Raw genomic sequence first — 25,027 nt, forward strand, 5'->3', positions numbered from 1 at the left:
GGTTTTTAAACTGGATACCGGGTATCCAGACATATCCGGCCGACAGGCGACCGGTGCAGCAGGCACATGGTGACAAAACCAGAGCCGTAGGGCTAGGAAAAATCTCCTTCTTCCCTGACGGCCTGAAGGACCGGTTTGATCTTGATATCAAACAGGGTGTGGAGAGCAGCACCACCTAGCCAAAAAACGAGAAAAATTACAGCTTCCATTGATTCCTCCTTGCTTCCAGTTCAACTGGAAAAAACATATTTGACTGGTTTTCACTGGCGGATGAAAATCAGTCATTTCATCTTTTCTGCCGCATCACCTCCTTTGCTATAGCCTCTGCATATTTTTTACACTCCGGAACACAAACCGAAGAAAGCCTGAACTCTTTATGATTTCCTTATAGCGAAAGCGCCAACCGGATGTCAATATTTATTAACATATTTTTTTAAGATTATTTGCAACCCAAGGACGCAGGCTAATCCCTTATAACTATATTGCAAAAACTGGAAATTATCATGTCCCAAATATGTACCGTGAATACGACTGGTTACATTTACCAACCCAGACAGCATCCACAAGTCGGCAAATGGGCGATTTCCGCTGAATGAGTCACCATTCATTATTTCCATAAAGACGCAAAAAAAGCCAAAATAAAATGAAGATAGACACATTTTGCGCCTTCACTGTCAGGGGTTTTTCCGACCCATGAAGACACCCTGTGGTAGCGACTCAAAAAACAAAACTTTTATCTTCAGCAGGTTGACTCTATGCCCTGAAAAAAACATCCTTTGCGTAATTTTCCGGCACTGAAAATGCTTTCATAAAAGACAGCTGCTCAAGAGAAAAAGCCAAAAAACGAGACAGCCCTGAAACAGACCCCTGGAGTGGCGGCTCCGGGGGTCTTCTTCCTTCCCCTCCTGTTTGCGTCCCGACCCTTCCAGGCAATCTCCGCATAGAGACTTTACCTTTGCCGGAAATTGTGGTACCTGATCATCAAGCCCCGGGCATTACCGCAAAATGCCTTTTCCACTCCCTTGAAGAACCCCTGGCGAGGACGCATTCTGCGCCCATCCACCAGGCCTTGCTCAACCCGCGCAGTGTGCCAGCGGTCAAGCTCAAAACTTGTTCAGGAGATATCGTTGAAATATTTTTACAAAAACCTGGCCATCTGGCTCATGGTCGCCCTTGGAGGCATGCTCCTCTTCAACATGCTCAAAGGACCACCGCAACCCTACCACCTGGTTCGCTACAACGAGTTTCTCGAAAAGGTGGACAAGGGCATGCTCTCCACAGTGACAATCAAGGAGGACAGCATTAGCTGGCGAACATCCGACGGCACCCTGTATAAAACCATTGTCCCGCCCACCAACGACGCCCTGCCACATCTACTGAAAAAGGGGATCAGCATCGAAGTGCGCAAGGAGAAAAAACCGCACTGGTTCCTGCAGATGTTTCTCTCCTGGGTTCCCTTCCTTCTGATCATCATTATCTGGCTTGTGTTCATGCAGCGTGGTAAAGCTCAGGGGGGCGGCCCCAAGGCCATGGCCTTCGGCAAGAGCCGGGCCCAGCTCATTGACACCCAGCACCCTCAGGTCACCTTCAAGGACGTCGCCGGCATCGAGGAGGCCAAGGAAGAGGTCTTCGAGATCGTCGAGTTTCTGAAAAATCCAGACAAGTTTACCGAAGCCGGTGCCAGGATACCAACCGGGGTTCTTCTCTATGGAGAGCCGGGCACAGGCAAGACGCTTCTGGCCAAGGCCATTGCCGGCGAGGCTGGCGTTCCCTTTTATTCCATCTCAGGGTCCAACTTTGTCGAGATGTATGTCGGGGTTGGCGCTTCGCGGGTCCGGGACCTGTTCGAGGAAGGAAAAAAGAAGGCGCCCTGCATCATTTTTATCGATGAAATCGATGCCGTTGGCCGGCACCGAAGTTCAGGTGGTGTTGGCGGCAACGATGAACGGGAGCAGACCTTAAACCAGCTGCTTGTGGAGATGGATGGCTTTGAGGCCAATGATCATGTCATTGTCATCGCAGCCACCAACCGTCAGGACATCCTGGACCCGGCCCTGCTGCGGCCCGGACGTTTTGACCGCCAGATCCTTGTCCCGCTGCCCGATGTGCGCGGCCGGGAACAGATTCTCCGTGTACACGCAAGAAAAATCAAAGTGGCCGAGGATGTGGACTGGAAAACCATTGCCAGAGGTACGCCCGGATTCTCCGGAGCGCAACTGGCCAACATGATCAACGAGGCCGCCCTGCTCATGGCCCGAACCAGGGAAAAGGCCGTGACCATGGCAATGCTTGAAGAAGCCAAGGACAAGGTCATGATGGGTGCGGAACGCCGCTCGCTGATCATCACGGAAAAGGAAAAAACCATCACGGCTTACCACGAGGCCGGCCACGCCCTGGTTGCCTGGATGCTGCCCGAAACCGACCCCGTCCACAAGGTCACCATCATTCCCCGGGGTAAGGCCCTGGGCCTGACCATGCAGCTGCCGGAAGAGGAAAAACACTCCCATGACCGCACCTACCTGTTAAATACTCTGTGTACCCTGCTCGGCGGGCGGGTCGCCGAGGAGATGATCTTCAACGAGATCACCACCGGGGCTGGCAACGATATTGAACGGGTCTCCGATATTGCCCGCCGCATGGTCTGTGAGTGGGGAATGAGCGAGGCCATCGGCCCCATCGCCTTCCGAGCCTCGGACCCGCTGAGCGGGAAAAACCAGATCATGAGCGAAGAGACCGCAGTGCTCATAGACAAGGAGGTCAAGAAAATCATCGAGTCTGCCCATGAACAGGCACGGCAGATCCTCGACGATCATAGAGATATCCTCGAAGAGATGACCCGGACCCTCCTGGAAAGGGAGACCCTCACCAGAGAGGACATAGAGAACATCGTCCATCGACACGGGAAAAAAGAGACAGCATGATGGCAACACACCGGAAAGTAACACTGGTTCTACTGGCAGCGCTTGGTCTGTGGCTGCCCCGCAGCCCTGCCACTGCTGCCGAGGCACACCGGAACCTGGCCCGGCCCCTGAACAGTGGCCGCGAGGTAACCAGATCCTGCCTGGCGTGTCATCCCGGGGCCGGTCAGGACCTGCTCCACTCCAGCCACTGGACCTGGATCCGTCCACGGGTTATCGACGGACAAAAAGAAGCATACTCCAAGCTTGAAGGACTGACCACGTTTGCCATCTCCGCATCCGGCAACCCAACCCACTGTCTGGGCTGCCATATCAGCCAGAATCCTGCCGGAGTCTGGGAAAATGACATGGAAAGTATCGACTGCCTGGTCTGCCACGATACCACAGGCAGCTACCGGCGTGGACAGGACAACGACTATCTCTTTCTGGCCCGCAATGCCGGCCGGCCAGAGCCACGCAACTGCACCACCTGCCATGGAAGGGACTGCGGACTGACCGACAGCATCAGCCAGGGAGCATCCCGGATAACCGAAGACATCCACCTTGCCTCCGAACGGATCTCTTTCACCTGTCAGAGCTGCCACCAGACCAAGGGACAGCACCGGTTCCAGCGGGTTCCGATCAAAGACCTGAAAGCCACGGCCAAGGGGTGTCAGGCTTGCCATGGCCAGGCCCCCCATCAGCTGACCCGGCTCAATGAACATGGCCGCAAAATCAGCTGCAAGACCTGTCACATTCCCAGCTTTGGACGCACGGCCCCGGCCCCGGTCACCTGGAACTGGGTCATGGGCAACCGGGCCGATACCATCTCGCGACTGCTGATCGATGGCCAAAGGGACATCACTTTGGACCGCAACGGCTTTACGCTGACCCGGAATATCGAACCGCAGTATCTCTGGAGTGACGGGTCAGAGCTTCTCTACCGCCGTGGAACCCGGATCAGACCGGAACACCTGACCGCCATCCAGCAACCTGCCCAGCGCAGCCCGCAGGCAAAGATAACCCCCTTTTCCGCGGTCTATGCCACCCAGCTCTACGATGTCAGGTATCGTTATCTTATTTCTCCACAACTGGCCGACACCCCGACGCGTCTTTTTTCGGAAAAGCCGTGGGACGACACGGCCCGTGAGGGGATGAACTCCATCCGTCTGCCCTACTCCGGTACCTTTGGCTATACCACGACCGTCACCTACCGGACCCTCAGCCACGGAGTCGCCCCGGCAAACCAGGCCCTGGACTGCCTGGACTGCCACGGCCAAAACGGCCGCATGGACTGGCAGCGGCTGGGATACGACCAGGACCCCTGGAACGACACCGTGAAGCAGGACACCACGGGCGAAGAACCAGGCGACCGGTAAACCGAGCGAAAAATTACTGTTCCCTGAATTGCTCTTGCTCCACGACATCAGCTCCACAGGGAACTTATCGTCGCCCATCCAGTCCCCTGGCTCGCTCCCGCTGTTTCCATTTCCAGGGTGACACGACATTCTTTGCCTTCCATAACCCTCGACGGGCCCTGCGCGCCTTATACTCCAGGCGCTTCAGGCTGGAACACAGAGGCTGCTCCAGGCAGTACTTGGGATAGACCCAGGCAAGTCCCTCGCGGACCAGCTCCCGGTTTACCAGCCGGCCGTCACTCTTGACCAGAGCCACAATACGACCGTAGCGGTCCACATCCCTGGATGTAAGAGAGACGGTCTTTTTATAGGTAAGCCGCCGGGTGAATCGTTTAGCCTGCTCGCCATAGGGCTGTCCATATTCCGGCGCGTCGATACCGTAGAGACGGATTTCCAGAATCCTGTTACCCTTTTTCACCCGGAGAGAATCACCATCCAGGACCTTGACCACGTAGGCGTGCCAGGCCAGCGCCGGAGACAGCGGGACTGCCAGTAAATACAGAAAAACGAGGGCGCCAGCCCCTACCCTCAGCAAAAGTGACTGTTGACCCGCAAAGCTCTTCCAGGGTGTCCAAACCATCAGCCCCTCCGATTTCAGCCGGCTCATCCTGTCAAAAACATGACATGCGAACCGGAAGACCCTTGTTTTTTCCATTACAGGTGTGATATTCTTTATTTCAGTGTAGCAAAACCCTGAAAAAATTATAGTGAATATTACTCCAGGCCGGTGCCGGGAAGAGATATCCATGGAAGCAGAAGACCTGCGCGGCTATCATGCCGAACTCACTGAAACCGAAGAGCGGACCAGGGATTTCATACTCTCACTCCCGCTCTTTGACGCCTTTAAAATTGATGAGCTTGATATCCTGGCCCGCCATATGAATTACGCTGAGATTAACCGCGGCGAGTACCTTTTCACAGAGGGTGAAAAGGGTGATTACATGTGCTTTGTGGTCCGCGGACTGCTTGACGTTCTGAAAAAATCAATCGATGGTGATTACCGTGTCATAGCCAGACTTGGCAAAGGCAACACCATCGGGGAAATGTCCATTATCGACAAGGCTCCCCGCTCGGCATCTGTCATTGCAAGGCAGCCTTCGGTGGTGATCATCCTCACCAAGAAAGGCTTTGATATCCTCACAAAGCGCTACCCATCCATCGGCATCACCCTGCTCAAAAAAATAATGCGTCTGCTCAGCCTCAATATGCGTCGCACCTCCAGCCGCCTGGCCGACAAGCTTCCCGCCTGAGAACTCACGTGAACAATTCATTCCACGGCATCATAGGCCGCTGCGAAAAAATGCAGCGCCTCTTTGACCTGATCGGAAAACTGGCCGAAGACGACCAGAGTACTGTCCTTATCCAGGGTGAATCCGGGACAGGAAAGGAACTGGTGGCAAAGGCCATTCATGCCCATAGCCCGCGAAGCAAAAAGAATTTTGTACCGGTAAACTGCGCCGCCATTCCCGACGATCTTCTGGAGAGCGAACTCTTTGGCTACACCAAGGGCGCCTTTACCGGCGCCAACACCGCCAAGACCGGTCGCATCGAATATGCCGACGGCGGCACCCTCTTCCTTGACGAAATCGGCGACATGAAACCGGTGCTCCAGGCCAAGCTGCTCCGGGTGCTTCAGGAAAGGGAATTCGAACCGGTGGGCGGCCTGAAACCGATCCCGGTGGACGTGCGGATCGTTGCCGCCACCCACCGGAACCTGGAAGAACTGGTCAATGAAGGACAGTTCCGGGAAGATCTCTATTACCGCCTTTGTGTCATCCCCGTCTCCATCCCGCCACTGCGTGAACGGCGTGAGGATATCCCGGTGCTGCTGGAACACTTCATCAGGACCATCGGCAAAAACAGAAAACACCCCCTCAAGGGTTTTGACCGCTCTGCCATGGAGGCCCTCATGACCTACCACTGGCGCGGCAATGTTCGGGAGCTGGAAAACCTGGTACAGCACATGACCATCCTCCACGCCGGAAAGGTTGTCAGCCTTACCGACCTTCCCGACAAGTACCGAGGATCGCACAACGGCCAGACGGACTCTCTGGCTGCCGATACGGAACCAAAAAGCCCAGATGTGTCAGTGCCTGAACAGCTGCTGCTGTTTTCAGGGACAACACCTGCCGAAAAAGTATCATGGGACGAAAAGGGGGTGGACTTCAACGCCCTGGTCAACGATTACGAGACTCAGCTCATCATCCAGGCTCTGAAAATGACCCGGGGGAATAAAAAAGAAGCCGCCAGGATCCTCAATCTCAAGAGAACGACGCTGCTTGAGAAAATAAAAAAGAAAGGTATTCAGGATTGCTGGCAAGATGCATAAGTAATACCGGCTTCCGGCCTCAGGCAGCCTTACGGCCGAGGTGAGATTCTATTTTTTCTCTGATATCCTCCTCTGTTGCCGGAGTGATCAAGATGTCCACGGCACCGTACTTAACCGCCTTGAGAACCGTGGTCCGCGTCCAGGCAGGGCCAGCGGCAACAAGTGGAACAGCTGGAGCAGCGGCATGTATCTTTATGGCCACTCCAAAACCCTGCTCACTCACAGTCCGCATCACCAGAAAAATACAACCTATGGCTCCAGGAAGAAAATTGGCCACCGGATCCTTGAAGTGTAACACCCGGGGCACATACCCCATCTTACCCAAAACATTGGCTATCCGCTCTCCCTCCTCCTCGTGATCGGTACAGATAAGGACATCCGGCACATCCGAGCCATGCCCCCTGACCTGTTCCACAACAGGACCGCTGTCACCCTGCGTTGACCGTACCGCTGAACCTGCCGCAGAAGAGGGACTGTCTCCTCCACCGGTTCCGGCGCCAGCCTGTGAAGGAGCAGCAGACATGGGCTCCTGCTCTTTACCGATCCCGTCCGGCTCCGGCTGTTCAAGATCCAGGACTTCGGCCGGAAACAGAACCTGCAGGTACCCAAGCTTCTGTCCTGAGAAGCTCATGGAAAGACGAACGAGGTAATACAGGGTGTTGGGGAAGGTGTCATCGGAATCAGGGTCTACCTTGGCCGGCACTATCTTCTCAAGCCCTGTTTTGACAAAACCCAGTTTCTTGCGATACTGCTCCTCAAAAACAGCCGTATACACTCCGGCTATGATGTTGGCAATCTCTCCATAGGCATCTTCTGCATCCGGTCCGAACTCTTCACGCTGGACAGTTTCCTGAAGCTCTCCTTCAGGAAGCATAATCAGGGTTCCACCAAGAAAGATAGCATCTTTCAGAGACACGAAGAGATAGGCTTCTCCCTCTTTCTCGCCCCTGACTGCCAACCGGGCAAGAACCTGTTTGCTGCCAAGCTGATCGAGAAAATCCTCCTTGGTCAGGAACACCTGATCTTCCGGGGTGAGCTCAAGCTCTCCCCCAAGCAGACCCCCGACCTCGGTCTCCAATTGCTGCCGACATCCCTCGAGAATACGGTCAACGATCTTTTTCTGCTTTGCCGGGTCTGTCTTTTTTTCTTCCGGCCCTTTATTTCCAGGCTCCGGCTCTTCAGATGGAGCCGGCTCCCGGCGAATCGTCTCGACCTCTGTCTCGCCGGAATCAGCTCCCTGGTTCCTGATTACCTCTATCTCGTCTTCAGCATCGCCTTCCCCTGAAGACACGGGTCCCGAAGCGGCACCCTGGGCCTCTTCTTCCGCCACAGGTTCATTCTCTGGAGACGATTCGGCATCAACCAGCCCGAAAGGTGCGGCTGGAAGCAGGAGGTGCATATCGCCCATTTCAACCCCGTCCAGCCGCAAAGTGGAGGTCATGAGATAATATGTGTCGTTGGGAATCGGTTTATCCGACTCGACATCCACCTTGACCGGGACAATTATCTCCTGCTCAGTCCGGACGAGACGAAAGCTCTTGGGAGAAAGCTCCTCGAACGTTGATGTAAGGGCCCCGGCTACAATATTGGCTATCTCACCATAGGAATCCTCCAGTTCCTCGGTATAGCTTTCTTCCGCGACAACAGATTCCAGCTCTGAATCGGGAAGCATGATAAGAGTGCCACCAATCCTGATCGCATCCTTCAACAAGACCAGCAGGGCTCCATGGCCTTCGATCTCGCCTTCAAGCTGGATATGGGCCAGAACCATCTTGCCTGCCGGCATGGAGAAGAAATCCTCTTTGGTAAGGATGTCCGTCTCTGCCTGAGACAGCACCAGCTCCTTACCTAAGAGGGCGGAAACCTCGGTCTGGATCCGCTCCCGGCAGGCTTCTATTATACGATCCAACCTGGCCCTGGCTTTCATAGTGAATACCCGTGAGCTTTATTAACACTTCATTTGCCGGTCACAAACAAAGTGGTCATCTTTTCGCACAGAGGTCCCTGGCCCGCTGACTCGATTCAACGAACATGCGTCAGGCACCTGTTGAAACTTAGCCTTGTTGCACCCAGTCCGACCCAACAGACAGGATAGGAGTTCAACCATGCTGAACTCCTGGACACTCATCCACACTTGTGTTCATTTTCGGCCAAACCTGACACAAGAGTCTCTGTATTTTTCGGCACGCTGATATGTAATCTTTACCTGGCCCGCCCAAAAGCCACTTTTTCGCACATGGATTCCTCCTGGTCAGGCCAGAACATACTTGAGCTCAATGGCAAACTCCCCTGAAGAAATACGGAACGGAACAACTACACGCTGAGCCCCTGACAAACCCGATGCCCGAATGGACGACCCGACAATGGCTGTGGGAATCGCCAGTTGCACGTCCTTACCATCCCGGGCCAACGACGTCTTGAGACCGCCGGCTACCATGTTGGCGATCTCGCCAATGGCATCCTTCACGTCATCGTCAATCTCCTCAACCTCCATTCCCAGCATGGATCCAGTTATCTTCCTGGCCACCTCTGCAGGACAATGAACAGCCAGCAACCCCTTGAGATCACCAGCCAGGCCAATCATACTGCTGATGTTTGACTCCAGGACAGAGTCTTCATTCTCCAGGGCCTCGCCCGGCTCGATATCCAGAAAGATCATACTGGCAAACACGTCACTGGTTGCCTCCTGTATATATTTTGCCAGTTCCACGCCTATATTCTCCAAGTCTGTTTTTGATTTTAAAAAATGATGAACAAAGAAACAAAGACACAGCCAGACGAGAGGTGCTCCTGTTGTCGAGTTGCCGGATAAATACCTGATGACTGTCGCGGCAGGACCTGAGCAGGTTTGTCGAGCCGGCACGACCGGCTCACGACCGGGAAATATCCCGCCTCAACGGGCAGCGAAAACTTCAAACCATGAAGATAATCATGACTGATGGAATCGTAAAAAGTCCATCACAATTTAAAGATGGCTCAGCATAGATAGCAAGAGAAGCGAGACCTTCGAAAGCTCGATATACAGGTAAGCGAACGGAGTGAGACTCCGGGGCGTAGCGGGTACAGCCAAGCGAAGGCGTACATATGGTACGGGAGCATTGGCCGTACCCGCTACAACGCAGTAGATCGGGCTTTTTGCGACGCCATCATGACTGACTGTGGTAATCTTCGGGCAAACGATTGCAACGAAACTCCGGGGCACAGTAAAGAGCGTTTTTCACAATACCTTTGAACGGTCAAATCAGGCTCGCCGGCAAACAAGTGAATCTTTCACCTTTTCTTCAAACAGGATAAAAGCCTGCTCAACATCGTTTTCTTCATGGCAAAAACAACAAGATCCCCTCCCGTCCGCATCCTGCAAAAGAAGGAGACCTGCCAGAACGCTAACCGGCCGGGGCTGGCTTCCAAGCAACCTTTTCCAGCAATCCCCTGCCCCGGTCGTCACTGAAAAAAACAGTTACTGTTCCAGCTCCAGCTCCACGTGAAAGACCCCCCCGGGAGCCTGAAATGGAACAATTACCTTCTCTCCCTGATTCTGGGACATAAACGAGTATTCATCTCCGGAAATCGTTGAAGGCAGAGACAACTGAATATCCTTGCCGCCATCCGAGAGGGTCGTCTTGACGTTACCACCCAGCATATTGGCAATTTCACCGATGGCATCCTGCACATCCTCGTTCATTTCATCCACATCCATTCCAAGAAAACTGGAGGTTATGGCCAAGGCGACATCTGTGGGAATATGAACAGCCAGTACACCCTTATATGTGCCCGCAAGGCCGACCATTCCGGTTATGGTATCCTTTAGCTGACCAAGTTCCTTTTTCGGCTCCCCGGCAACTGAAATATCCATCATGACCATAGTCGTAAAAATCTCGACTGTGGCCTCTATCATTTTGTCCGTTATTTCGGCAAAATTTTCCACACTCTCCTCCGGCTTTTCGATCCGGGCATGTTGTCGCAACCTGCCCCGACGTCGTAACGGAGCAGGTCGAATCGAAGGGAAATCTGACCTGCTCCATCCCCTGAACCTACATCAGCGGCCCCAACACCTCATTGACCTTGTCCGGAGTAAAAGGTTTTTTCAGCGCGTCGACTGCTCCGAGGCTTTTCGCCTCACCGATGATATCCTCTCCTGTTTCCGTGGAAATCATAACCACGGGAATATCTTTGATCCCTTCCCGGTTGGCCTTTTCCCTCAGAAACTCGATACCATTCATGTTCGGCATATTGATATCGCTCAAAACGATATCTATAGACTCTTTTTCAAGAACTTCCAGGGCCTCAAGTCCGTCACCGGCCTCAAATATCGTACCAAAGTCCAGTCCGGCCTGGCGCAGCGAACGCCCGACAATTTTCCGCATTGTGCTCGAATCGTCGACGAGCAGTACATTTTTTCCCATCTGCATTCCTCCTATGTTATCAACAGATAATGTTATCATGGATAATTCTGGATGCCCATATAGTATCAATTTACAAGGGCTAAAAGCAAGCACTCTTCCCGGTTTACAGGAAAAATTCCATCCACATCCAGCCACCCGCATCCACACTCCAGCGAACAGGGATCGACGCGCAAAAACGCATTATTCAGGTGCCACCCCCAAACCGGTGTCAATAATCCGACACAACAAAACATCCCGAAACACCTTCTTCCGCTCCAGATCTCACCATGATCAACAAACACAAACTCAGGCACATAAAAAGCGCCACAAATGGAACAGTTATTGCTTTAAAAAATAGACAATATTCAACGCCAACTGGTCCCATGATATCTGTCAGAAAAACAACACTTCTCCTTTTCTTTTTCTTTTTCTGGACGCATCCTGTTCCGTCCCTGGCAACGTCTATTCTGCAAAAACTCAGCAGAACCGACGAGGACAGAATTGTGCATGTGTTCCTTCGTTTCAACAAACTGCCAAAATACCGCCTGGTAACATCCGGCAAACGGCTCGAGCTGTTGCTGCTGGACACCATCACAGCCAAAAACATCTCGCCACTCAAAGAGGATGACAGACTCATCAAAATGCTTATCAGGAGGCAGGACAAAAACACATCTCTGTCCTTTTATTTTCGTTATCCTCCCGATAAAACAGAAGCAACTGCATTAAACGACAACTCCATTGCCTTAAGCATTCAGCCCGGCTCGCCCCTGACCGCCAGCTATCGCGACCTGGCGACCAAAATTCCCGGCCTTGTGGAGACTACAGGCGCAAAAACAGACTACACCAACCCGGTCAAGTTGTCCGAATATGCCTCTGACTGGCAATCCTTTTTCAGTGAATATGAAAGTCCGGTCACTATCAAACCAGATCCCGTATTCACCCTGCCCCCTTTCCCGCTGGCCAGGCATGTCTCACCGGTTATGAACCCGGACCACTGGCTTCCTGAGGATACGAAGAGTTATGCAGCCGAAGAAAAATGGAACCAGGCTGCCGAGGTGGTTCGGGAAAAGCTGGACCAGCAGCCTGATGTCGCTGTTCTTGAGCGTCTGCTTTTGACCTATGCGGAGCTGCAGGTGCGCGGCGGGAAATACACCGAGCCCTATCAGTTGCTCCAGCAGCTCATGTACACCTGGCCTGACACAAAAACCGCTCTTCTGGCCAAATATCTCTTTATCTATCTCCAGGCAGAACACGAAGACCCCCACCTGGCATGGTACGACCTGAAAAAACTTAAAAAAAACCTCCAGACCATACCGAAACTGCATCCATACTTCATAATTTTCCAGGCAGAACTCGCCCTGGTCACTGGACGAGTGGAGCAAGCTGAAAAAATTTTGGCCAGAGATGATGTGGCCTTCACCGGCAGAGCACAACTGCTCAGACTCCTCCGCCAGGCCGACACCAGATACATGCGCGGAAAACAGATAAGTGCCCTGGTTTCATACCTGCAGCTTCTGGATCGCTCCCGGATTATCTCCGGCAAGCCCATGTCCCTGGCAATGTTTGCAGATGCTCTTTACACGCACTACCGATACCAGGAAGCCACCACCTGGTATAAGAAACTGGCTGCACTACTCAACGACAAACCCGGTCAGGACCTGGCCATGTTCCGCCTGGGGATGAGCAGGTTGCACAGCGGCGAACCTCCACAAAAAATCAAACCCGTTTTCCAGGAAATAAAGGATGCTTTTCCAGGCAAAGAAGGAAAATTCAGGGCCTGGCTCAAACTGACGGATCTCGACTATCTCAGCGGAAGAAAAGAACCCGTTCAACTGGCCCGTACATACGCAGACCTGGCCGGGAAAGCACCTGTCAAGGTTTTAAGGGAAGAAGCCCTTTTCAAGGAAGCTCTCGTATACGCCCTTACAGGAAACCAGTTAAAAGCCGTGGAAACAGCAATGAAAAAACTTCGTGAATTCCGCAGCGGCATGCTGAATCTCGAAGCACGGGCCCTGCTGATCCAATACCTTCCCGGGGTTCTGGACAAACTCATCTCCCAGGGAAGCTATGTCAAAGCCCTGGTCCTGGCCCGGGAAAACAGAGAGCTGTTCACCCGCGGCTGGCTCGGCACTGAAGTCCTCGACAAACTTGGCCAGGCCTATACCAGGCTTGGCCTTCCCGAGCGAGCGGCCCGGGTTTACCTTTACCTCCTCGAAGTTTCGCCTGAATCCCAACGCAGGAAACATTACCTGCCCCTGCTGCAGTCCCTTGAGGAGTGCCATCGGTACGACCTCCTGGAAGACTATGCAGATCAATACACACTGCGTTATCCTGAAGGACCTGAGTTAACGGATATTTTTCTTCTGCGGCTTGAGGCGCTCGCCAAACAGGGGAAGCTGAAAAAAGCAGAACAAATCCTGGACAGCGACAACTGGCCCAAGAACAGTCAAACAATAAGGGCCGCGGCTTCTGTTTATTTTGACCTCAAACGCTTTGACAAGGTCATCGAACTCCTCCAGAATCCTCTTCTGGACCCAAACGATCAAGAACCGGAACAAGTGTATCAGCTGGCCGAATCACTTTATCGGACTGGCCGAATGGACCAGGCGAAAGAGCTGTTCCTGATCCTCGCCGAAGGAGACAAACACCGTGAAGAATCCCTTTTCAGGCTGGCACAGATATATGAAAAAAAAGGTAAAATGGAGAAGGCGCTTAATGAGCTTCAAAGGTTGGCCGAAGAGACTAACGACCCCTTGTGGCGCAAAGCCGCCAGGGAAGAAATAGATCTTTTGCAAATGCCGCCCATTCAATAACAAAAGCCATCTCTCAGCGCGGAGAAATAAGCCATGGAATTGACACGCCTGGATACCACGATGAAGCTTCTGCAAAAGGTGCTGGACCTGCGTTCGGAAAACCAGCGCATCATAAGCTCCAACATAGCCAATGCAGAGACCCCGGGATACGCACCTGCCACCATGACTTTTGAATCCCAGCTTCATGATGTTCTACACGGCCCCTCGCTTCGTCCAGTCCGGACAAACCCTGGACATATTGCTGTTTCTCCGTCAAACCTGGACCAGGTGACAGGGACCATAACCAGAACACCAGACCGAACGGGCATTGGAGATGAAAACGGAGTCAGCGTAGAACAGGAGATGATGAAACTCTCAGAAAACCAGTTGCTCTACGAAGCGGCAGTCACCATGCTGAACAAAAAACTGGCCATCCTTAAATACACCGCCAACAATGGCAAGTAATTTGCATTTAAGAGCAATGGGATGAGCCGAACCAGGCAGCACCAGTTCCTGAAAGCACGGATTGTGTCTGTCCAGAAATCGGTCAAGAACCCACCACAGCCCGGGACTCCACACAGAGACGAACGTCGCTGAAAGCAAAGGAGACACAAATGGATATTTTCACCACCTTTAAGATCGCCGGATCAGCTCTCAAGGCCCAGCGGATCCGGCTCAATACAATCAGTTCCAACCTGGCCAACGTGGAAACCACCTCTACCCCCGAGGGAGGACCGTATAAAAAGAAGTCGGTTTACTTCGAAACCCAGAATATTCCCTTTCAGGAGTACATGAAATCCAGCATGAACTCCAACGCAGCCCAGGCCGCACAGGGGGTGCGGGTAGCCAGGATCCTTGAAGACCAGGAACCTCCTCAACGGATCTACAATCCTTCCCATCCCGATGCCGGCGAAGACGGATATGTTCTGATGCCAAACATCTCCGTCCTCAAGGAAATGACCGACATGATGTCTGCAACCCGTTCCTACGAAGCCAACACCACGGTGGTCAAGTCCGCCAAGCGTATGGCCATGAAAGCCCTTGAAATAGGGAGGTAACAGTCATGATACAGTCGCTGACAGGCTCAGGCGCAGCCTCTCCGGCAGCAGGTAAGGACCAGTCACCGGTCACAAGTATTGAAAAATCTTTCTCGGACCTGCTCAAAAACTCCATTGAACAGGTCAACACAAGGCAGGTAGAAGCTGACAAGGCTGTCCAGGAAGTTCACGCCGGAGGTGAAAAAAACCTTCACGAAGCAATGATCGCCCTGGAACAGGCCGATATATCGGTTCGATACCTGGTCCAGGTCCGCAATAAAATGCTCGAGGCTTACCAGGAAGTCATGCGGATGCAGGTCTGATTACAGTTACAGGCCCTGAGAACACAGCTTAGACTCAACATGGTCCTGCTGTACGTTTTTGCAAAAGATCAAAAGAATTGCGAACCGCAGGCACCCAAAGTGTCAAACCAGACCCAGACAAGAGAAGCAAGAGAAACCCATGGCAGAAGAATCCGGTACTCCACAAAGGGATGAAACAGGTGTTGCCCCTAAAACAGGATGGCAGGTCCTGATCCAGCGTATCAAGGAATGGCCCCTGGCCCGAAAGCTCGCCCTGGCCGGGGTAGTGCTGGTCTCTGTAGCCCTGTTTGCCATCATCATTATCCAGGCCCGTACTGCTGACTACCAGTTACTTTTTGCCAATATCAATGAGACTGACGCAGCTTCTGTCGTCGAGTGGCTCAAAGCCAATAACGTCCCATACAGACTCAAGAATGGCGGTACAAGCATCTGGGTGCCTGTAGATAAAGTGCACGAAACAAGACTCAGTCTTGCTGCGGCCGGGCTGCCCGAGGGCACAGGAGTAGGTTTTGAAATCTTTGACAAGCAATCCTTTGCGCTTACCGATTTTGTCCAGAAAGTCAACTACACCAGAGCGCTCCAGGGGGAACTGTCCCGGACGATAGCTTCTCTTGGACCGGTGGAAAACGCCAGGGTTCACCTGGCCCTGCCCCAAAAACGGCTGTTCAAGAACCAGCAGAAACCGGCCACAGCCTCGGTCATTCTCAAAATCAGACCAGGCAGGACACTTGCGGAGAGCCAGGTCCAGGGAATTGTCCATCTCGTGTCCGGATCTGTGGAGGGATTATCTCCAGACCATGTGACAGTCATCGATCAGACCGGAAGAATTCTGACCCGCAAAGAAGAAAGCGGCCTGTTCGGCGCCATGTCCCCGGACATGATAGAATACCAGCTCAGTGTGGAACAGACCTTTGAGCAACGGGCCCAGGCCCTGCTTGACAAAGCACTGGGTCCGGGAAAATCCATGGCTCGGGTGACAGCGGTTCTTGACTTCTCACGAACGGAAAAGACAGAGGAAAAGTTCGATCCTGACGAACCGGTCATCCGCAGTGAGCAGTTGTCTGAAGAAAAATCATCGTCCCTGGTCACAGGCGGAATCCCCGGAGTGGAGTCTAATCTCCAGGGCAATATCAACCAGGCAACCGGAACCAGTCCGTCAAGCAGCCGCTCCCAGCGCACCACAAATTACGAAATATCCAAAACCATATCAAAGACTATCCAACCGGTTGGGACCATAAAGAAAATATCTGTTGGCGTTCTCGTTGCCGACAAGATGACTCCGGCCACCGACAAGGATCCGGCCCGCTTCGTACCACGCACAGAGCAGGAGTTGCAACGGATCGAAAACATGATCTCCTCAGCCCTTGGCCTGGATCCAAAGCGGGGCGACAAGATAGAAATCGTCTCCATGCCGTTTACCGAACCCGCAAAACAGGTTGAACCGGAATCGGTTGCCGGGGTCATGATCTACCAGTACATGCCGCTCATCCGCTACGGCCTTGTCTTTGTCGGGGCTCTGCTGGTGTACCTGCTCATGATCAGGCCGCTGATAAAAACCCTGCGCCAGGATGTAACAGCACACTTCAAAACCGTCGAGGAACTGGAGGCTGAACAGCGGGCCAGGGAACAGGAAGCCGAGGCCGCGGCTCGAGAGCAGGCAGAGCAGGAGCTGGCTGAAATCCAGCGGGATCCGGTGCTCAGGGTCCGTGAAGAAATTATGAACAATCCTGTTTTTGCAGCCCATATTCTCAAACACTGGATACATCAGAAACAATCATGAATGCGGAAAGAAGTGGCCCCCGGAGACCTGGATACCGTCAAAAAACAGGCCAGGGAAAAGAGGCCAGGGCTGTCCGCACTCCCTGATCCAATACAATAACGATGTCCGCAGAGAAACTGAATGGAATACAGCGAGCCGCTATCTTGCTGATATGTCTTGGTGAAGATATCGCCGCCGAGGTCCTCAAGGAGATGACCGACGAGGAAATATTCAAAATCACCCGGGCAATGGCCAAGATCGAACACATCCCGGAAGATGTGCGCCAGCGGGTCCTTGAAGATTTTGAGCTTTCCAGAGAATCCTATGCAGGCATGGTTGTCCGCGGCAATGAATTTGCCAAAAAAGCCATTTCCAGAGCCGGAGACAAAGAACGGGTCGAGACACTTCTCAAACGCTTTGCCTCGGGAACAGAAGGAAAACCCCTGGAAACCATATCCAAGATGCAGCCAGCAATGGTGGCAGGGCTGCTTGAACGCGAGCATCCCCAAACAGTGGCCCTGGTTCTTTCGACCCAGACATCTGATCACGCCTCTGAAATCATAGCCAACCTGCCTGAAGACAAACAGGCTGACGTTATCTATCGCATCGCCACCCTGGAAATGGTTTCGCCGGATGTGATCAACAGGATAGAAGACGCCCTCAACAAAGAACTTGGCATAGTAGCCGAACATGAACAGCGCCAGGTCGGTGGTATTGACAAGGTTGTTGAGATCCTGGACCACATGGAAAACAACCTGGATGCGGATATCCTAGAAAATATCGAGGAAATGGACCCTGAAATGGTGGAAGAAATCCGCAAGCAGATGTTCACCTTTGAGGATCTGTCCAACCTGGATGGCCGCTCACTGCAGATGATCCTGCGGGAAGTCAACAACGATACGCTGACCATGGCTCTGAAGACCGCATCCGATGAGCTCAAGGAAAAAATATTTGCCAACATGTCAGCCAGGGCAGCCGACATGATCCGCGACGATCTGGAGGCCATGGGACCGGTCCGACTCTCCGAGGTCGAGTCCATGCAGCAGGCCATTGTCAAGATAGCCATGAAGCTGGAAGAAGAAGGCAAGCTTGTCCTTGGCAAGGGAGGAGGCGATGAGCTCGTCTAAAGTCTTTAAAGACGACCCCTCCTTTACCCCCATCACACTGATTTCGGAAGAAATCATCCCTGGAGACACCGCCGTAGTCCGACAGGTACCGGAACCAGGGACCGATGAAGAGGAAGCAGTTATCCTGGAGGACAACCCTGAAGATGTGCCGGAGAATGCAGGACCGTCACCACCGCCTCCGGGATCACCCCCGGAGGCAGAACCAGAGCCGGTCGATGTGGAAAGAATCCGCAAGGAATCGTATCAAAAGGGACAGGAAGACGCCAGGGAGGAATTGCAGGCTCGTTTTGAAAGCAGCCTCGAAGCCCTGGAGGAAATCTGCCGGCAACTGAACGATCTCCACCGCAATCTCCTCAACGGCAGTCGGGGAGAGGTGATCAATGTGGTCATCGCCCTGACCAGAAAGATCCTGGGCCGTGAACTTTCTACCAGCCGGGACATCATCGCCTCCACCCTGGAAGCAGCTCTTGAGGCCGCCATAGCCAGCGACGAGTATACAATCACCCTCCACCCCGACGACCTGGCCCTGGCCGAAGAGATGCACGCCGGGCTGATTGCATCCATACGTGGCCTTAACCATATTTCTTTCAAAACCGATACCAGCATAACCCGTGGCGGATGCCTGGTCGAATCAAATCTCTGCTCGGTGGACGCCACAATCGAAGGGCAACTGGATACAGCGCGGGAGTTCCTGACTCAACACGATTCGGACGAGGACAGAGCCGCCATTCAGGATCCCGACGGCTCCAGTTCCTGACAATCCCGGCAGGCAGACCAGATAATGCGACTGAGACCCGAACTCATAGAACATTTCTCGCCCATCCGGGTTTACGGGAAAGTACGACGAATCGTCGGCCTCGTAGTCGAGGGATACTGTCCTCACTCTTCTGTGGGATCTTTGTGCGAAATCCACCCGCTGGATGAAGGACTTCCGGTACCGGCCGAGATCGTCGGTTACAACAATGACCAGGCCCTGCTCATGCCCCTGGGCGAACTGAGAGGTCTTGGCCCGGGCAGCAAAATAAGAGTCATCAAGGAAAGCGCCACCATAAAAGTTGGGGAAAAACTCCTTGGCCGGGTCATTGATGCCATGGAACAACCTCTCGATAACGGGCCACCGCTCCTTCTGGAAGGGGAAAAACATCTCTACAGCCTTCCGCCCGGTCCCATGCAGCGCAAAAACATCAAGGATCCACTCGACCTTGGCATCAAGGCGATCAACGGCCTTATCACCTGCGGTCAGGGTCAGCGCATGGGCATCATGGCCGGCTCAGGAGTCGGCAAGAGTGTCCTGCTTGGAATGATGGCAAAATATGCCTCCGCAGACGTCAATGTCATCGCCCTTATCGGCGAACGGGGGCGCGAGGTTCGCGAATTTATCGAAAGGGATCTTGGAGAAGAGGGCCTGAAACGATCGGTCATTGTCGTTGTTACTTCAGACCAGTCCCCCCTGTTGCGCATGCGCGGCGCTTTCGTCGCCACCGCCATTGCGGAATTTTTCTGCAATCAGGGTAAAAATGTCCTCCTGATGATGGACTCGGTGACCCGTTTTGCCATGGCCATGCGGGAAATTGGCCTGGCCATTGGCGAGCCTCCCACCACCAAGGGATATACGCCTTCTGTCTTTGCAACTCTGCCCAAGTTGCTTGAACGCGCCGGCAGCTTCCAGGGCAAAGGTTCGATAACCGGCCTTTACACCGTCCTCGTTGACGGAGACGACCTTACCGAGCCGGTAGCCGACGCCGTTCGCTCGATCCTGGATGGCCATATCGTCCTGTCACGCGACCTGGCGGCCAGAAATCATTATCCGGCCATTGATGTCATGATGTCAACCAGCCGGGTCATGCGTGACATAGTTTCACCGCGCCACATGGAACTGGCCGGAAAAATCCGTTCCGTACTGGCGACCTACAGAGAGAGCGAGGATCTCATCAACATAGGAGCCTATGCTGCCGGATCGAACCAGAAAATCGACTATGCCATTTCCCGCATCGATGCCATAAACCGCTTTCTTGCTCAGGGGTTCAACGAATCAGTCTCTCTGGAAGAAACAATTGCGGCCATGGGAGAACTGGTCAGCGAACGCCAGGGAAGAGATCGCAGGCGGCCGGGAAGACGCGGCCGTGACCGTCGCAAAACCGCGGCTGAGACGAACAACGCATGAAACCGTTTTCCATGGAACCGGTCCTCAAGTACCGGCAACAGCAAGAAGACAGGGCCAGGCAGCGATTCATGGCCGCCCGGGAAAAAGAAGAATCACTCCGGCAGGATCTCGTCCGGCAAAAAGACTCTCTGCAACAGCTTTTCAATGATCTGGATTCTCAGCGGATCCAGGGAACCACTCCGGAAATGCTCATCCTTTTTGAAAACCGTATAGATATTGTCCGGGACAATGTCCGCAAGCTCGAAGCCAGAGTTCAGGAAGCAGCTGAAAAAGTTCACATGGAGCGTAAACGATTGATCAAGGCGAGGCAGGAACGAAAGGTCCTGGAAAGACTGAAGGAACACCAGAACAAGGCATACAGGTCTTATCTGGCCAAGAAGGAAGCAGCCATGCTCGATGAAATCGCGGTACTTTTCCACAACAGGAAACAATGATGGATACCAGCACTACGAAAAAGACCTGTAACCTGAACCCTGTCATCGTCATGCTCAAGTCCAGGACAGCCATTTTACTGCTGATCTGCATATTCTTTTCCCTCTGCATGCCCCTTGGAGCGGCCACAACACCCGCAGATGCAGATGGACAGGAGAGAGACAGCGAGCTGCAGTATGGATCGGTCGAAGAGAGAAGACTTTATGTCTCCCTGGACGAGGAGCGGAAAAGGCTTGCCCGGGAGAAGAAAGAACTTGATGCGCGCAAAAAGGAACTAAAGACCCTTGAAGAGGAGGTCGATAAGAAATTAGACCGGCTCCAGGAGCTGAAAAAAAATATCGAGCAGCTTCTGGCGGAAAAAAAAGCCGAAGAGCAACGCCGGAAAGACAACCTGAACAAAATGTATGAACAGGTTTCTCCCAACCTGAGCAAAATGTACGAAAAGATGGATCCGGGAAAAGCGGCGGCGATACTCGCCACCATTGACCAGGACCTGGCCATAGCAATTCTTTTCCGGATGAAGCCAAAATCAGCGGCAAAAATCCTGAGCAACATGGAAAGAGACAAGGCTGCAAGCCTTACATCCGCCTTTCCAAAACTCGGGGCCCTGTAGCAGGATTAGGACTATTACCCAAGCCAGAGGAAACACCGGCACATAATTTTGACACGGCCCGGCAACGAGGGAACTTTATGCAGACAATTCCTATCATACCAGCAGAAACAACTTCTGCCCCGGCCCGGACAGACGGCTTGGCGACTGGATCAAAACCCCAGGGAGAAAATTTCCAGTCCCAACTCGATGCCGCCCGTGGGGGAACTGCTGAAAAACAGCTGTCAGCACAGGCTACGGGACAGAAAACAGCTCCTGACCAGAAGACAGGACCCACCGGGCGTCCGGGTGCCCGGAACCAGACTCGGGAAGAACCCCCTGTGGAAGAAGTTTCGATAATTGAAACCCATAATGATCAGCTGGTCATGACTGTTCTTCCGGAAAATCCATTTCTGCAGCCACAGAACACGCATCCGGCATCGGTTTCCACCCAAGCCGCGGCCGGCCGCGCACTTACCGCATCCAGGGGTTCGAACGTAATCACCCAGTTGACAGCACTCACCACGGGTAAGGACATCGAGTTCACAATACCGGCCCAGAAAGCGCCGGAACAAACTCATCCTGCCGGACAGAAATCAGGTTTTGGCCCCGGAATAACGATAGAGAACTGGTCAGCGACATTCAGCAGTCGAGTCGGACAACCTTCACTTCAGGACATGGCCACTCCCAGAGAGTGGGTGCCCGGATCCGGGGGCAACCTGGCCATCGACCAGGCTGGCATGAGTCACCGCCAGAGCGTCGAGACCCATTACCTCCAGGCCAATCTCCCGTCAGGGCTGGAACCGGTCGGCCGGAAAACAGAATACAGCGAGCAGAACCTTCAAAATCAGAAAGATCAACCTGGCAGTCATGATACACTGGTCCGTGGGATACAGATGCACTCCACAGCCGGGGAAAAAAATCCGGCCCTGATATTCACCCTGGCCCAGGCTGACAACAACCCGTTTTCAACGGTTCAGGCTCCAGGTCAAACACCTGCAACCGCCATGACACAATCGACTCCAGGTATCCATGTTCCGGATAACCATATCATCAGTCAGGTAGTGGAACGTTTCACCCTCAACCAGCGCCTGGAGACCGGCTCCATCGTCCTTCGTCTCCACCCTCAGGAGCTTGGGGAATTGCGCATGGAAATTAAAGTGGACCAGGACAATATAAGGGCCCACATCACTACCCAGAACCTTCATGTACAGGATGTTCTGGAAAAAAACATGCCCAGACTGAGAGATGCGCTGGAGCTGCAGGGGATGAATCTCGAGGAAGTCGAAGTCAGTATAGCGGCCAGCGGCCAGGACAGCTCCACACCGGATCAGGGCAACCCGACGGCGGATCATCAGGCTTCCGGGACCTTTACCAGGTCCGGTAACACGGCCGGGGACTTTGCATCCCTGCTCGACAGCGAAACAGAGCCTCTTCCCCCGACCAGCCGACAGGGGCTGAGCGTACATGTGTAACCCTTCCGGAGAACGTGCACCATGAGCTATGTTTCAGGTATTTATCAGGGAACGACAACGTTTTCCCAGTCCAGTGAGGTCAGCGAAAGAAACGACACTCTGGGCAAAGACGAATTTCTGACCCTGCTGGTGGCCCAACTCCAAAACCAGGACCCCCTCAACCCCACGGATTCGACAGAATGGACCGCTCAGCTGGCCCAGTACAGTCAACTGGAACAGTCCATGAACCTCAATGATACCATGGAAGAGCTTCTCGAGGCCCAGAAGAACTCGGATCGGCTGGCCGCCCTGTCGCTGATCGGCAAGGAAGCCATGGTCGAGGGTACTGATTTCTACCTGCCACCGGCAGGAGAGGTGGAGATAGGCTATACCGTCGACGGGCAGGCCTCAAATATCACCCTGTCCGTCCTCAACAGCGGCGGGGCAGTGGTAAAAACCATGCAAGCCGATGACCTGTCCCAGGGCAATCATTTTATAATCTGGGACGGTCTTGACAACAACGGCCAGGAACTGCCGGCCGGAAACTATCAGATCATGATCCAGGCCCAGGCTGCCACCCAAGAGGAAACCGTCGGGGTTTATCCTCTGGTTCGCACCGAAATTACCGGAGTCGATCTGGGCAATAACGAAGCAACCCTGATAACCAGCGCAGGTGAATTCACACTCTCTTCGGTTCATGGAATTTACGAGCCTCAACAGTGAACCTGCCCGCAGGAAACAAGGGAAAAAGGACCGCACCAGGCATGGATGCCTCTTTCGGGTGGGAACCTCACTCGCTCACCACCCGACTGTGGGAGCCGAGACTTCATGGTTGGTCATGCTGGCAGCAACAGGACGCATGACGACCCGGCTTCCCCTTCCGATCACCAGACAAGAAACAATCAGCAGGAGGTAAGAATGGGCATTCAGAGTGCTATGTACAGTGGAGTCAGCGGACTCAACTCAAACTCCCAAGCCATGAGCGTTATAGGCAATAATCTTGCCAATACCAATACCATAGGCTTCAAAGGCGCCCGGACTGTCTTCTCCGACCTGCTCTCCAGCACTGTCGCCGGCTCGGGAGGTTTTTCCCAGGTCGGCCGCGGAGTCGGCGTTTCCAAAGTCGACAACATTTTCAGCCAGGGTACCTTTGAGGCCACCAGTTCGGATACAGACGTGGCCATCGAGGGCGAAGGATTCTTTCTGCTCAAAAATCCGGCCGAGGATACAATCTACTACTCCCGGGCTGGTGCCTTTCGCTTTGATGCGGACGGCTACCTGGTCAATCCGGAAGGATACCGGGTGCAGGGAAGGATCTTTGACGAAAACAATGAACTCGTGCCCGGTGACCCGACCGACATCCAGGTGGTCACCTCAGGCCTGGTGGAGGCCAATCCAACCACGTACATGATCTACAACACAAACCTTGATGCCGCGTCGGAAACTCCAGCCACCGCCTTTGACCCGGCTGATACAACATCATACAACTACACGAGCACAGGACAGATCTTCGACTCGCTGGGCGAACCGCACCTGCTCACAGTGTACTGGAGAGTTGATGATCCGGCGACAAACACCTGGCACGCTTACGCGGAAATACCTGATGCCGGTTATTCGGAAGATCTCGGCACCTTCACTTTTGACGCAAACGGCAACATCGATCCCGCATACCTGGTGTACGATCAAAACCGGGATGGCACCAACGATTCCTTTGCAGTCACCACCACGGCCCTGGACTTTGGAAACGGATCGGACACGACCCAGACCATAGACATTGTTTTCGACTGCACCCAGTACGACTCGGAATCAGTGGTCATCGGTCAGGAGCAGGACGGATATGCCTCCGGCAACCTGACCAACGTGTCGATCAACAGCGAAGGTATCATTGTCGCCACCTACTCCAACGGCGAACAGGTCAACGTGGCCCAGCTGGTCCTGGGTAAATTCCGCAACCCCAACGGTCTGGAACTGGCAGGATCGAATCTCTATGTGTCCACTACAGACTCGGGAGGCCCAAGAGTCGGTCTTCCCGGTCCGGAACTTGGCAACATATTCACCAACTCCCTGGAACAATCCAACGTTGACATGGGCCAGGAGTTCGTCAAGATGATCACGATTCAGCGCGGTTTTCAAGCCAACTCGAAAATCATTTCCACCATCGACGAGCTGCTTGGGGAGTTGATCAATCTCAAACGATAATCCATAGTGTCAAAATAATGACCGGTAAGACATGTTTTTGATACTATGGCCAAACGCCCGAAACAGAGATTGTCAACAGGCCTGGTACTAAACCCTCCTCCATGAGATGAGCCGGCACTCATGGA

21 protein-coding genes and 1 pseudogene are annotated in these 25,027 nt (G+C 53.5%); 17 read left to right on the top strand and 5 right to left on the bottom strand.

Going from position 1 to position 25,027, the window contains the following annotated elements; translation table 11 throughout:
- Positions 1 to 1,127 precede the first annotated feature (1,127 nt).
- Positions 1,128 to 2,921, top strand: a complete 1,794-nt coding sequence (gene ftsH, locus ACXJJY_RS12045; protein ID WP_456388160.1) for an ATP-dependent zinc metalloprotease FtsH — start codon at positions 1,128 to 1,130, stop codon at positions 2,919 to 2,921.
- Positions 2,918 to 4,276, top strand: a complete 1,359-nt coding sequence (locus ACXJJY_RS12050; protein ID WP_456388162.1) for a hypothetical protein — start codon at positions 2,918 to 2,920, stop codon at positions 4,274 to 4,276. The genes ftsH and ACXJJY_RS12050 overlap by 4 nt, the downstream gene beginning before the upstream one ends.
- Before the next feature lie 64 nt (positions 4,277 to 4,340).
- On the opposite strand, the gene ACXJJY_RS12055 is transcribed toward ACXJJY_RS12050, so the two are convergent.
- A complete protein-coding gene (locus ACXJJY_RS12055) occupies positions 4,341 to 4,895 on the bottom strand; it encodes a thermonuclease family protein (protein WP_456388164.1) in 555 nt (184 codons plus the stop codon).
- A gap of 166 nt (positions 4,896 to 5,061) precedes the next feature.
- Between ACXJJY_RS12055 and ACXJJY_RS12060 the strand changes: the two genes are divergently transcribed.
- Together ACXJJY_RS12060 and ACXJJY_RS12065 are read left to right on the top strand one after the other, a co-directional pair.
- Entirely contained in the window at positions 5,062 to 5,565 is a 504-nt protein-coding gene (locus ACXJJY_RS12060) for a Crp/Fnr family transcriptional regulator (protein ID WP_456388166.1), read from the top strand.
- 20 nt (positions 5,566 to 5,585) lie between these two features.
- Positions 5,586 to 6,644: pseudogene (locus ACXJJY_RS12065) on the top strand (sigma-54 interaction domain-containing protein); the annotation flags it as partial.
- 19 nt (positions 6,645 to 6,663) lie between these two features.
- On the opposite strand, the gene ACXJJY_RS12070 reads toward ACXJJY_RS12065, so the two are convergent.
- The 4 genes from ACXJJY_RS12070 to ACXJJY_RS12085 all read right to left on the bottom strand — a co-directional run bounded on the left by ACXJJY_RS12070 (position 6,664) and on the right by ACXJJY_RS12085 (position 11,047).
- A complete protein-coding gene (locus ACXJJY_RS12070; RefSeq protein ID WP_456388168.1) occupies positions 6,664 to 8,553 on the bottom strand; it encodes a hypothetical protein in 1,890 nt (629 codons plus the stop codon).
- Positions 8,554 to 8,895: 342 nt separating this feature from the next.
- Positions 8,896 to 9,354, bottom strand: coding sequence for a chemotaxis protein CheX (locus tag ACXJJY_RS12075; protein WP_456388170.1), 459 nt, complete (start codon positions 9,352 to 9,354; stop codon positions 8,896 to 8,898).
- Between the two features lie 747 nt (positions 9,355 to 10,101).
- Positions 10,102 to 10,569, bottom strand: a complete 468-nt coding sequence (locus ACXJJY_RS12080) for a chemotaxis protein CheX (protein WP_456388172.1) — start codon at positions 10,567 to 10,569, stop codon at positions 10,102 to 10,104.
- A 106-nt stretch (positions 10,570 to 10,675) separates the two neighbouring features.
- Positions 10,676 to 11,047 (bottom strand): response regulator, encoded by a 372-nt coding sequence (locus ACXJJY_RS12085; RefSeq protein ID WP_456388174.1) that lies wholly within the window; start codon positions 11,045 to 11,047, stop codon positions 10,676 to 10,678.
- Positions 11,048 to 11,529: 482 nt separating this feature from the next.
- Between ACXJJY_RS12085 and ACXJJY_RS12090 the strand changes: the two genes are divergently transcribed.
- From ACXJJY_RS12090 to ACXJJY_RS12150, 13 genes are all read left to right on the top strand, one after another.
- Positions 11,530 to 13,839, top strand: a complete 2,310-nt coding sequence (locus ACXJJY_RS12090; protein ID WP_456388176.1) for a tetratricopeptide repeat protein — start codon at positions 11,530 to 11,532, stop codon at positions 13,837 to 13,839.
- Between the two features lie 33 nt (positions 13,840 to 13,872).
- Positions 13,873 to 14,283 carry a flagellar basal body rod protein FlgB gene (gene flgB, locus ACXJJY_RS12095; RefSeq protein ID WP_456388178.1) on the top strand — a complete coding sequence of 137 codons (411 nt, stop codon included), beginning with the start codon at positions 13,873 to 13,875 and terminating at the stop codon, positions 14,281 to 14,283.
- A 149-nt stretch (positions 14,284 to 14,432) separates the two neighbouring features.
- On the top strand, positions 14,433 to 14,876 hold the full coding sequence (gene flgC, locus ACXJJY_RS12100) for a flagellar basal body rod protein FlgC (RefSeq protein WP_456388180.1): 444 nt from the start codon (positions 14,433 to 14,435) through the stop codon (positions 14,874 to 14,876).
- A gap of 5 nt (positions 14,877 to 14,881) precedes the next feature.
- A complete protein-coding gene (fliE, locus tag ACXJJY_RS12105; RefSeq protein WP_456388182.1) occupies positions 14,882 to 15,178 on the top strand; it encodes a flagellar hook-basal body complex protein FliE in 297 nt (98 codons plus the stop codon).
- Positions 15,179 to 15,317: 139 nt separating this feature from the next.
- The gene (gene fliF / locus ACXJJY_RS12110) at positions 15,318 to 16,958 is read left to right on the top strand and encodes a flagellar basal-body MS-ring/collar protein FliF (protein ID WP_456388184.1); all 1,641 of its coding nucleotides are present in this window, start codon (positions 15,318 to 15,320) and stop codon (positions 16,956 to 16,958) included.
- Between the two features lie 101 nt (positions 16,959 to 17,059).
- A complete protein-coding gene (gene fliG / locus ACXJJY_RS12115; protein WP_456388186.1) occupies positions 17,060 to 18,064 on the top strand; it encodes a flagellar motor switch protein FliG in 1,005 nt (334 codons plus the stop codon).
- The gene (locus ACXJJY_RS12120) at positions 18,051 to 18,821 is read left to right on the top strand and encodes a FliH/SctL family protein (RefSeq protein ID WP_456388188.1); all 771 of its coding nucleotides are present in this window, start codon (positions 18,051 to 18,053) and stop codon (positions 18,819 to 18,821) included. The genes fliG and ACXJJY_RS12120 overlap by 14 nt, the downstream gene beginning before the upstream one ends.
- 24 nt (positions 18,822 to 18,845) lie before the next feature.
- On the top strand, positions 18,846 to 20,228 hold the full coding sequence (gene fliI, locus ACXJJY_RS12125) for a flagellar protein export ATPase FliI (protein ID WP_456388190.1): 1,383 nt from the start codon (positions 18,846 to 18,848) through the stop codon (positions 20,226 to 20,228).
- A complete protein-coding gene (gene fliJ, locus ACXJJY_RS12130; protein WP_456388192.1) occupies positions 20,225 to 20,662 on the top strand; it encodes a flagellar export protein FliJ in 438 nt (145 codons plus the stop codon). Before fliI ends, fliJ begins: the two co-directional genes overlap by 4 nt.
- Positions 20,659 to 21,273 carry a MotE family protein gene (locus ACXJJY_RS12135; protein ID WP_456388194.1) on the top strand — a complete coding sequence of 205 codons (615 nt, stop codon included), beginning with the start codon at positions 20,659 to 20,661 and terminating at the stop codon, positions 21,271 to 21,273. Before fliJ ends, ACXJJY_RS12135 begins: the two co-directional genes overlap by 4 nt.
- A 317-nt stretch (positions 21,274 to 21,590) precedes the next feature.
- A complete protein-coding gene (locus tag ACXJJY_RS12140) occupies positions 21,591 to 22,724 on the top strand; it encodes a flagellar hook-length control protein FliK (RefSeq protein ID WP_456388196.1) in 1,134 nt (377 codons plus the stop codon).
- 21 nt (positions 22,725 to 22,745) lie between these two features.
- Positions 22,746 to 23,426 carry a flagellar hook assembly protein FlgD gene (locus tag ACXJJY_RS12145; protein ID WP_456388198.1) on the top strand — a complete coding sequence of 227 codons (681 nt, stop codon included), beginning with the start codon at positions 22,746 to 22,748 and terminating at the stop codon, positions 23,424 to 23,426.
- Positions 23,427 to 23,621: 195 nt separating this feature from the next.
- The gene (locus ACXJJY_RS12150) at positions 23,622 to 24,902 is read left to right on the top strand and encodes a flagellar hook protein FlgE (RefSeq protein WP_456388200.1); all 1,281 of its coding nucleotides are present in this window, start codon (positions 23,622 to 23,624) and stop codon (positions 24,900 to 24,902) included.
- Positions 24,903 to 25,027: the final 125 nt, after the last annotated feature.

The sequence above is a fragment of the Desulfolithobacter sp. genome, from assembly GCF_054025815.1.

Coding starts and splice junctions, on each gene's coding strand:
- ACXJJY_RS12050 (WP_456388162.1), top strand. CDS start 2,918: ATGATGGCAACACACCGGAAAGTAACACTGGTTCTACTGGCAGCGCTT.
- ACXJJY_RS12055 (WP_456388164.1), bottom strand. CDS start 4,895: ATGGTTTGGACACCCTGGAAGAGCTTTGCGGGTCAACAGTCACTTTTG.
- ACXJJY_RS12060 (WP_456388166.1), top strand. CDS start 5,062: ATGGAAGCAGAAGACCTGCGCGGCTATCATGCCGAACTCACTGAAACC.
- ACXJJY_RS12085 (WP_456388174.1), bottom strand. CDS start 11,047: ATGGGAAAAAATGTACTGCTCGTCGACGATTCGAGCACAATGCGGAAA.
- flgB (WP_456388178.1), top strand. CDS start 13,873: ATGGAATTGACACGCCTGGATACCACGATGAAGCTTCTGCAAAAGGTG.
- flgC (WP_456388180.1), top strand. CDS start 14,433: ATGGATATTTTCACCACCTTTAAGATCGCCGGATCAGCTCTCAAGGCC.
- fliE (WP_456388182.1), top strand. CDS start 14,882: ATGATACAGTCGCTGACAGGCTCAGGCGCAGCCTCTCCGGCAGCAGGT.
- fliF (WP_456388184.1), top strand. CDS start 15,318: ATGGCAGAAGAATCCGGTACTCCACAAAGGGATGAAACAGGTGTTGCC.
- fliG (WP_456388186.1), top strand. CDS start 17,060: ATGTCCGCAGAGAAACTGAATGGAATACAGCGAGCCGCTATCTTGCTG.
- ACXJJY_RS12120 (WP_456388188.1), top strand. CDS start 18,051: ATGAGCTCGTCTAAAGTCTTTAAAGACGACCCCTCCTTTACCCCCATC.
- fliI (WP_456388190.1), top strand. CDS start 18,846: ATGCGACTGAGACCCGAACTCATAGAACATTTCTCGCCCATCCGGGTT.
- fliJ (WP_456388192.1), top strand. CDS start 20,225: ATGAAACCGTTTTCCATGGAACCGGTCCTCAAGTACCGGCAACAGCAA.
- ACXJJY_RS12135 (WP_456388194.1), top strand. CDS start 20,659: ATGATGGATACCAGCACTACGAAAAAGACCTGTAACCTGAACCCTGTC.
- ACXJJY_RS12145 (WP_456388198.1), top strand. CDS start 22,746: ATGAGCTATGTTTCAGGTATTTATCAGGGAACGACAACGTTTTCCCAG.
- ACXJJY_RS12150 (WP_456388200.1), top strand. CDS start 23,622: ATGGGCATTCAGAGTGCTATGTACAGTGGAGTCAGCGGACTCAACTCA.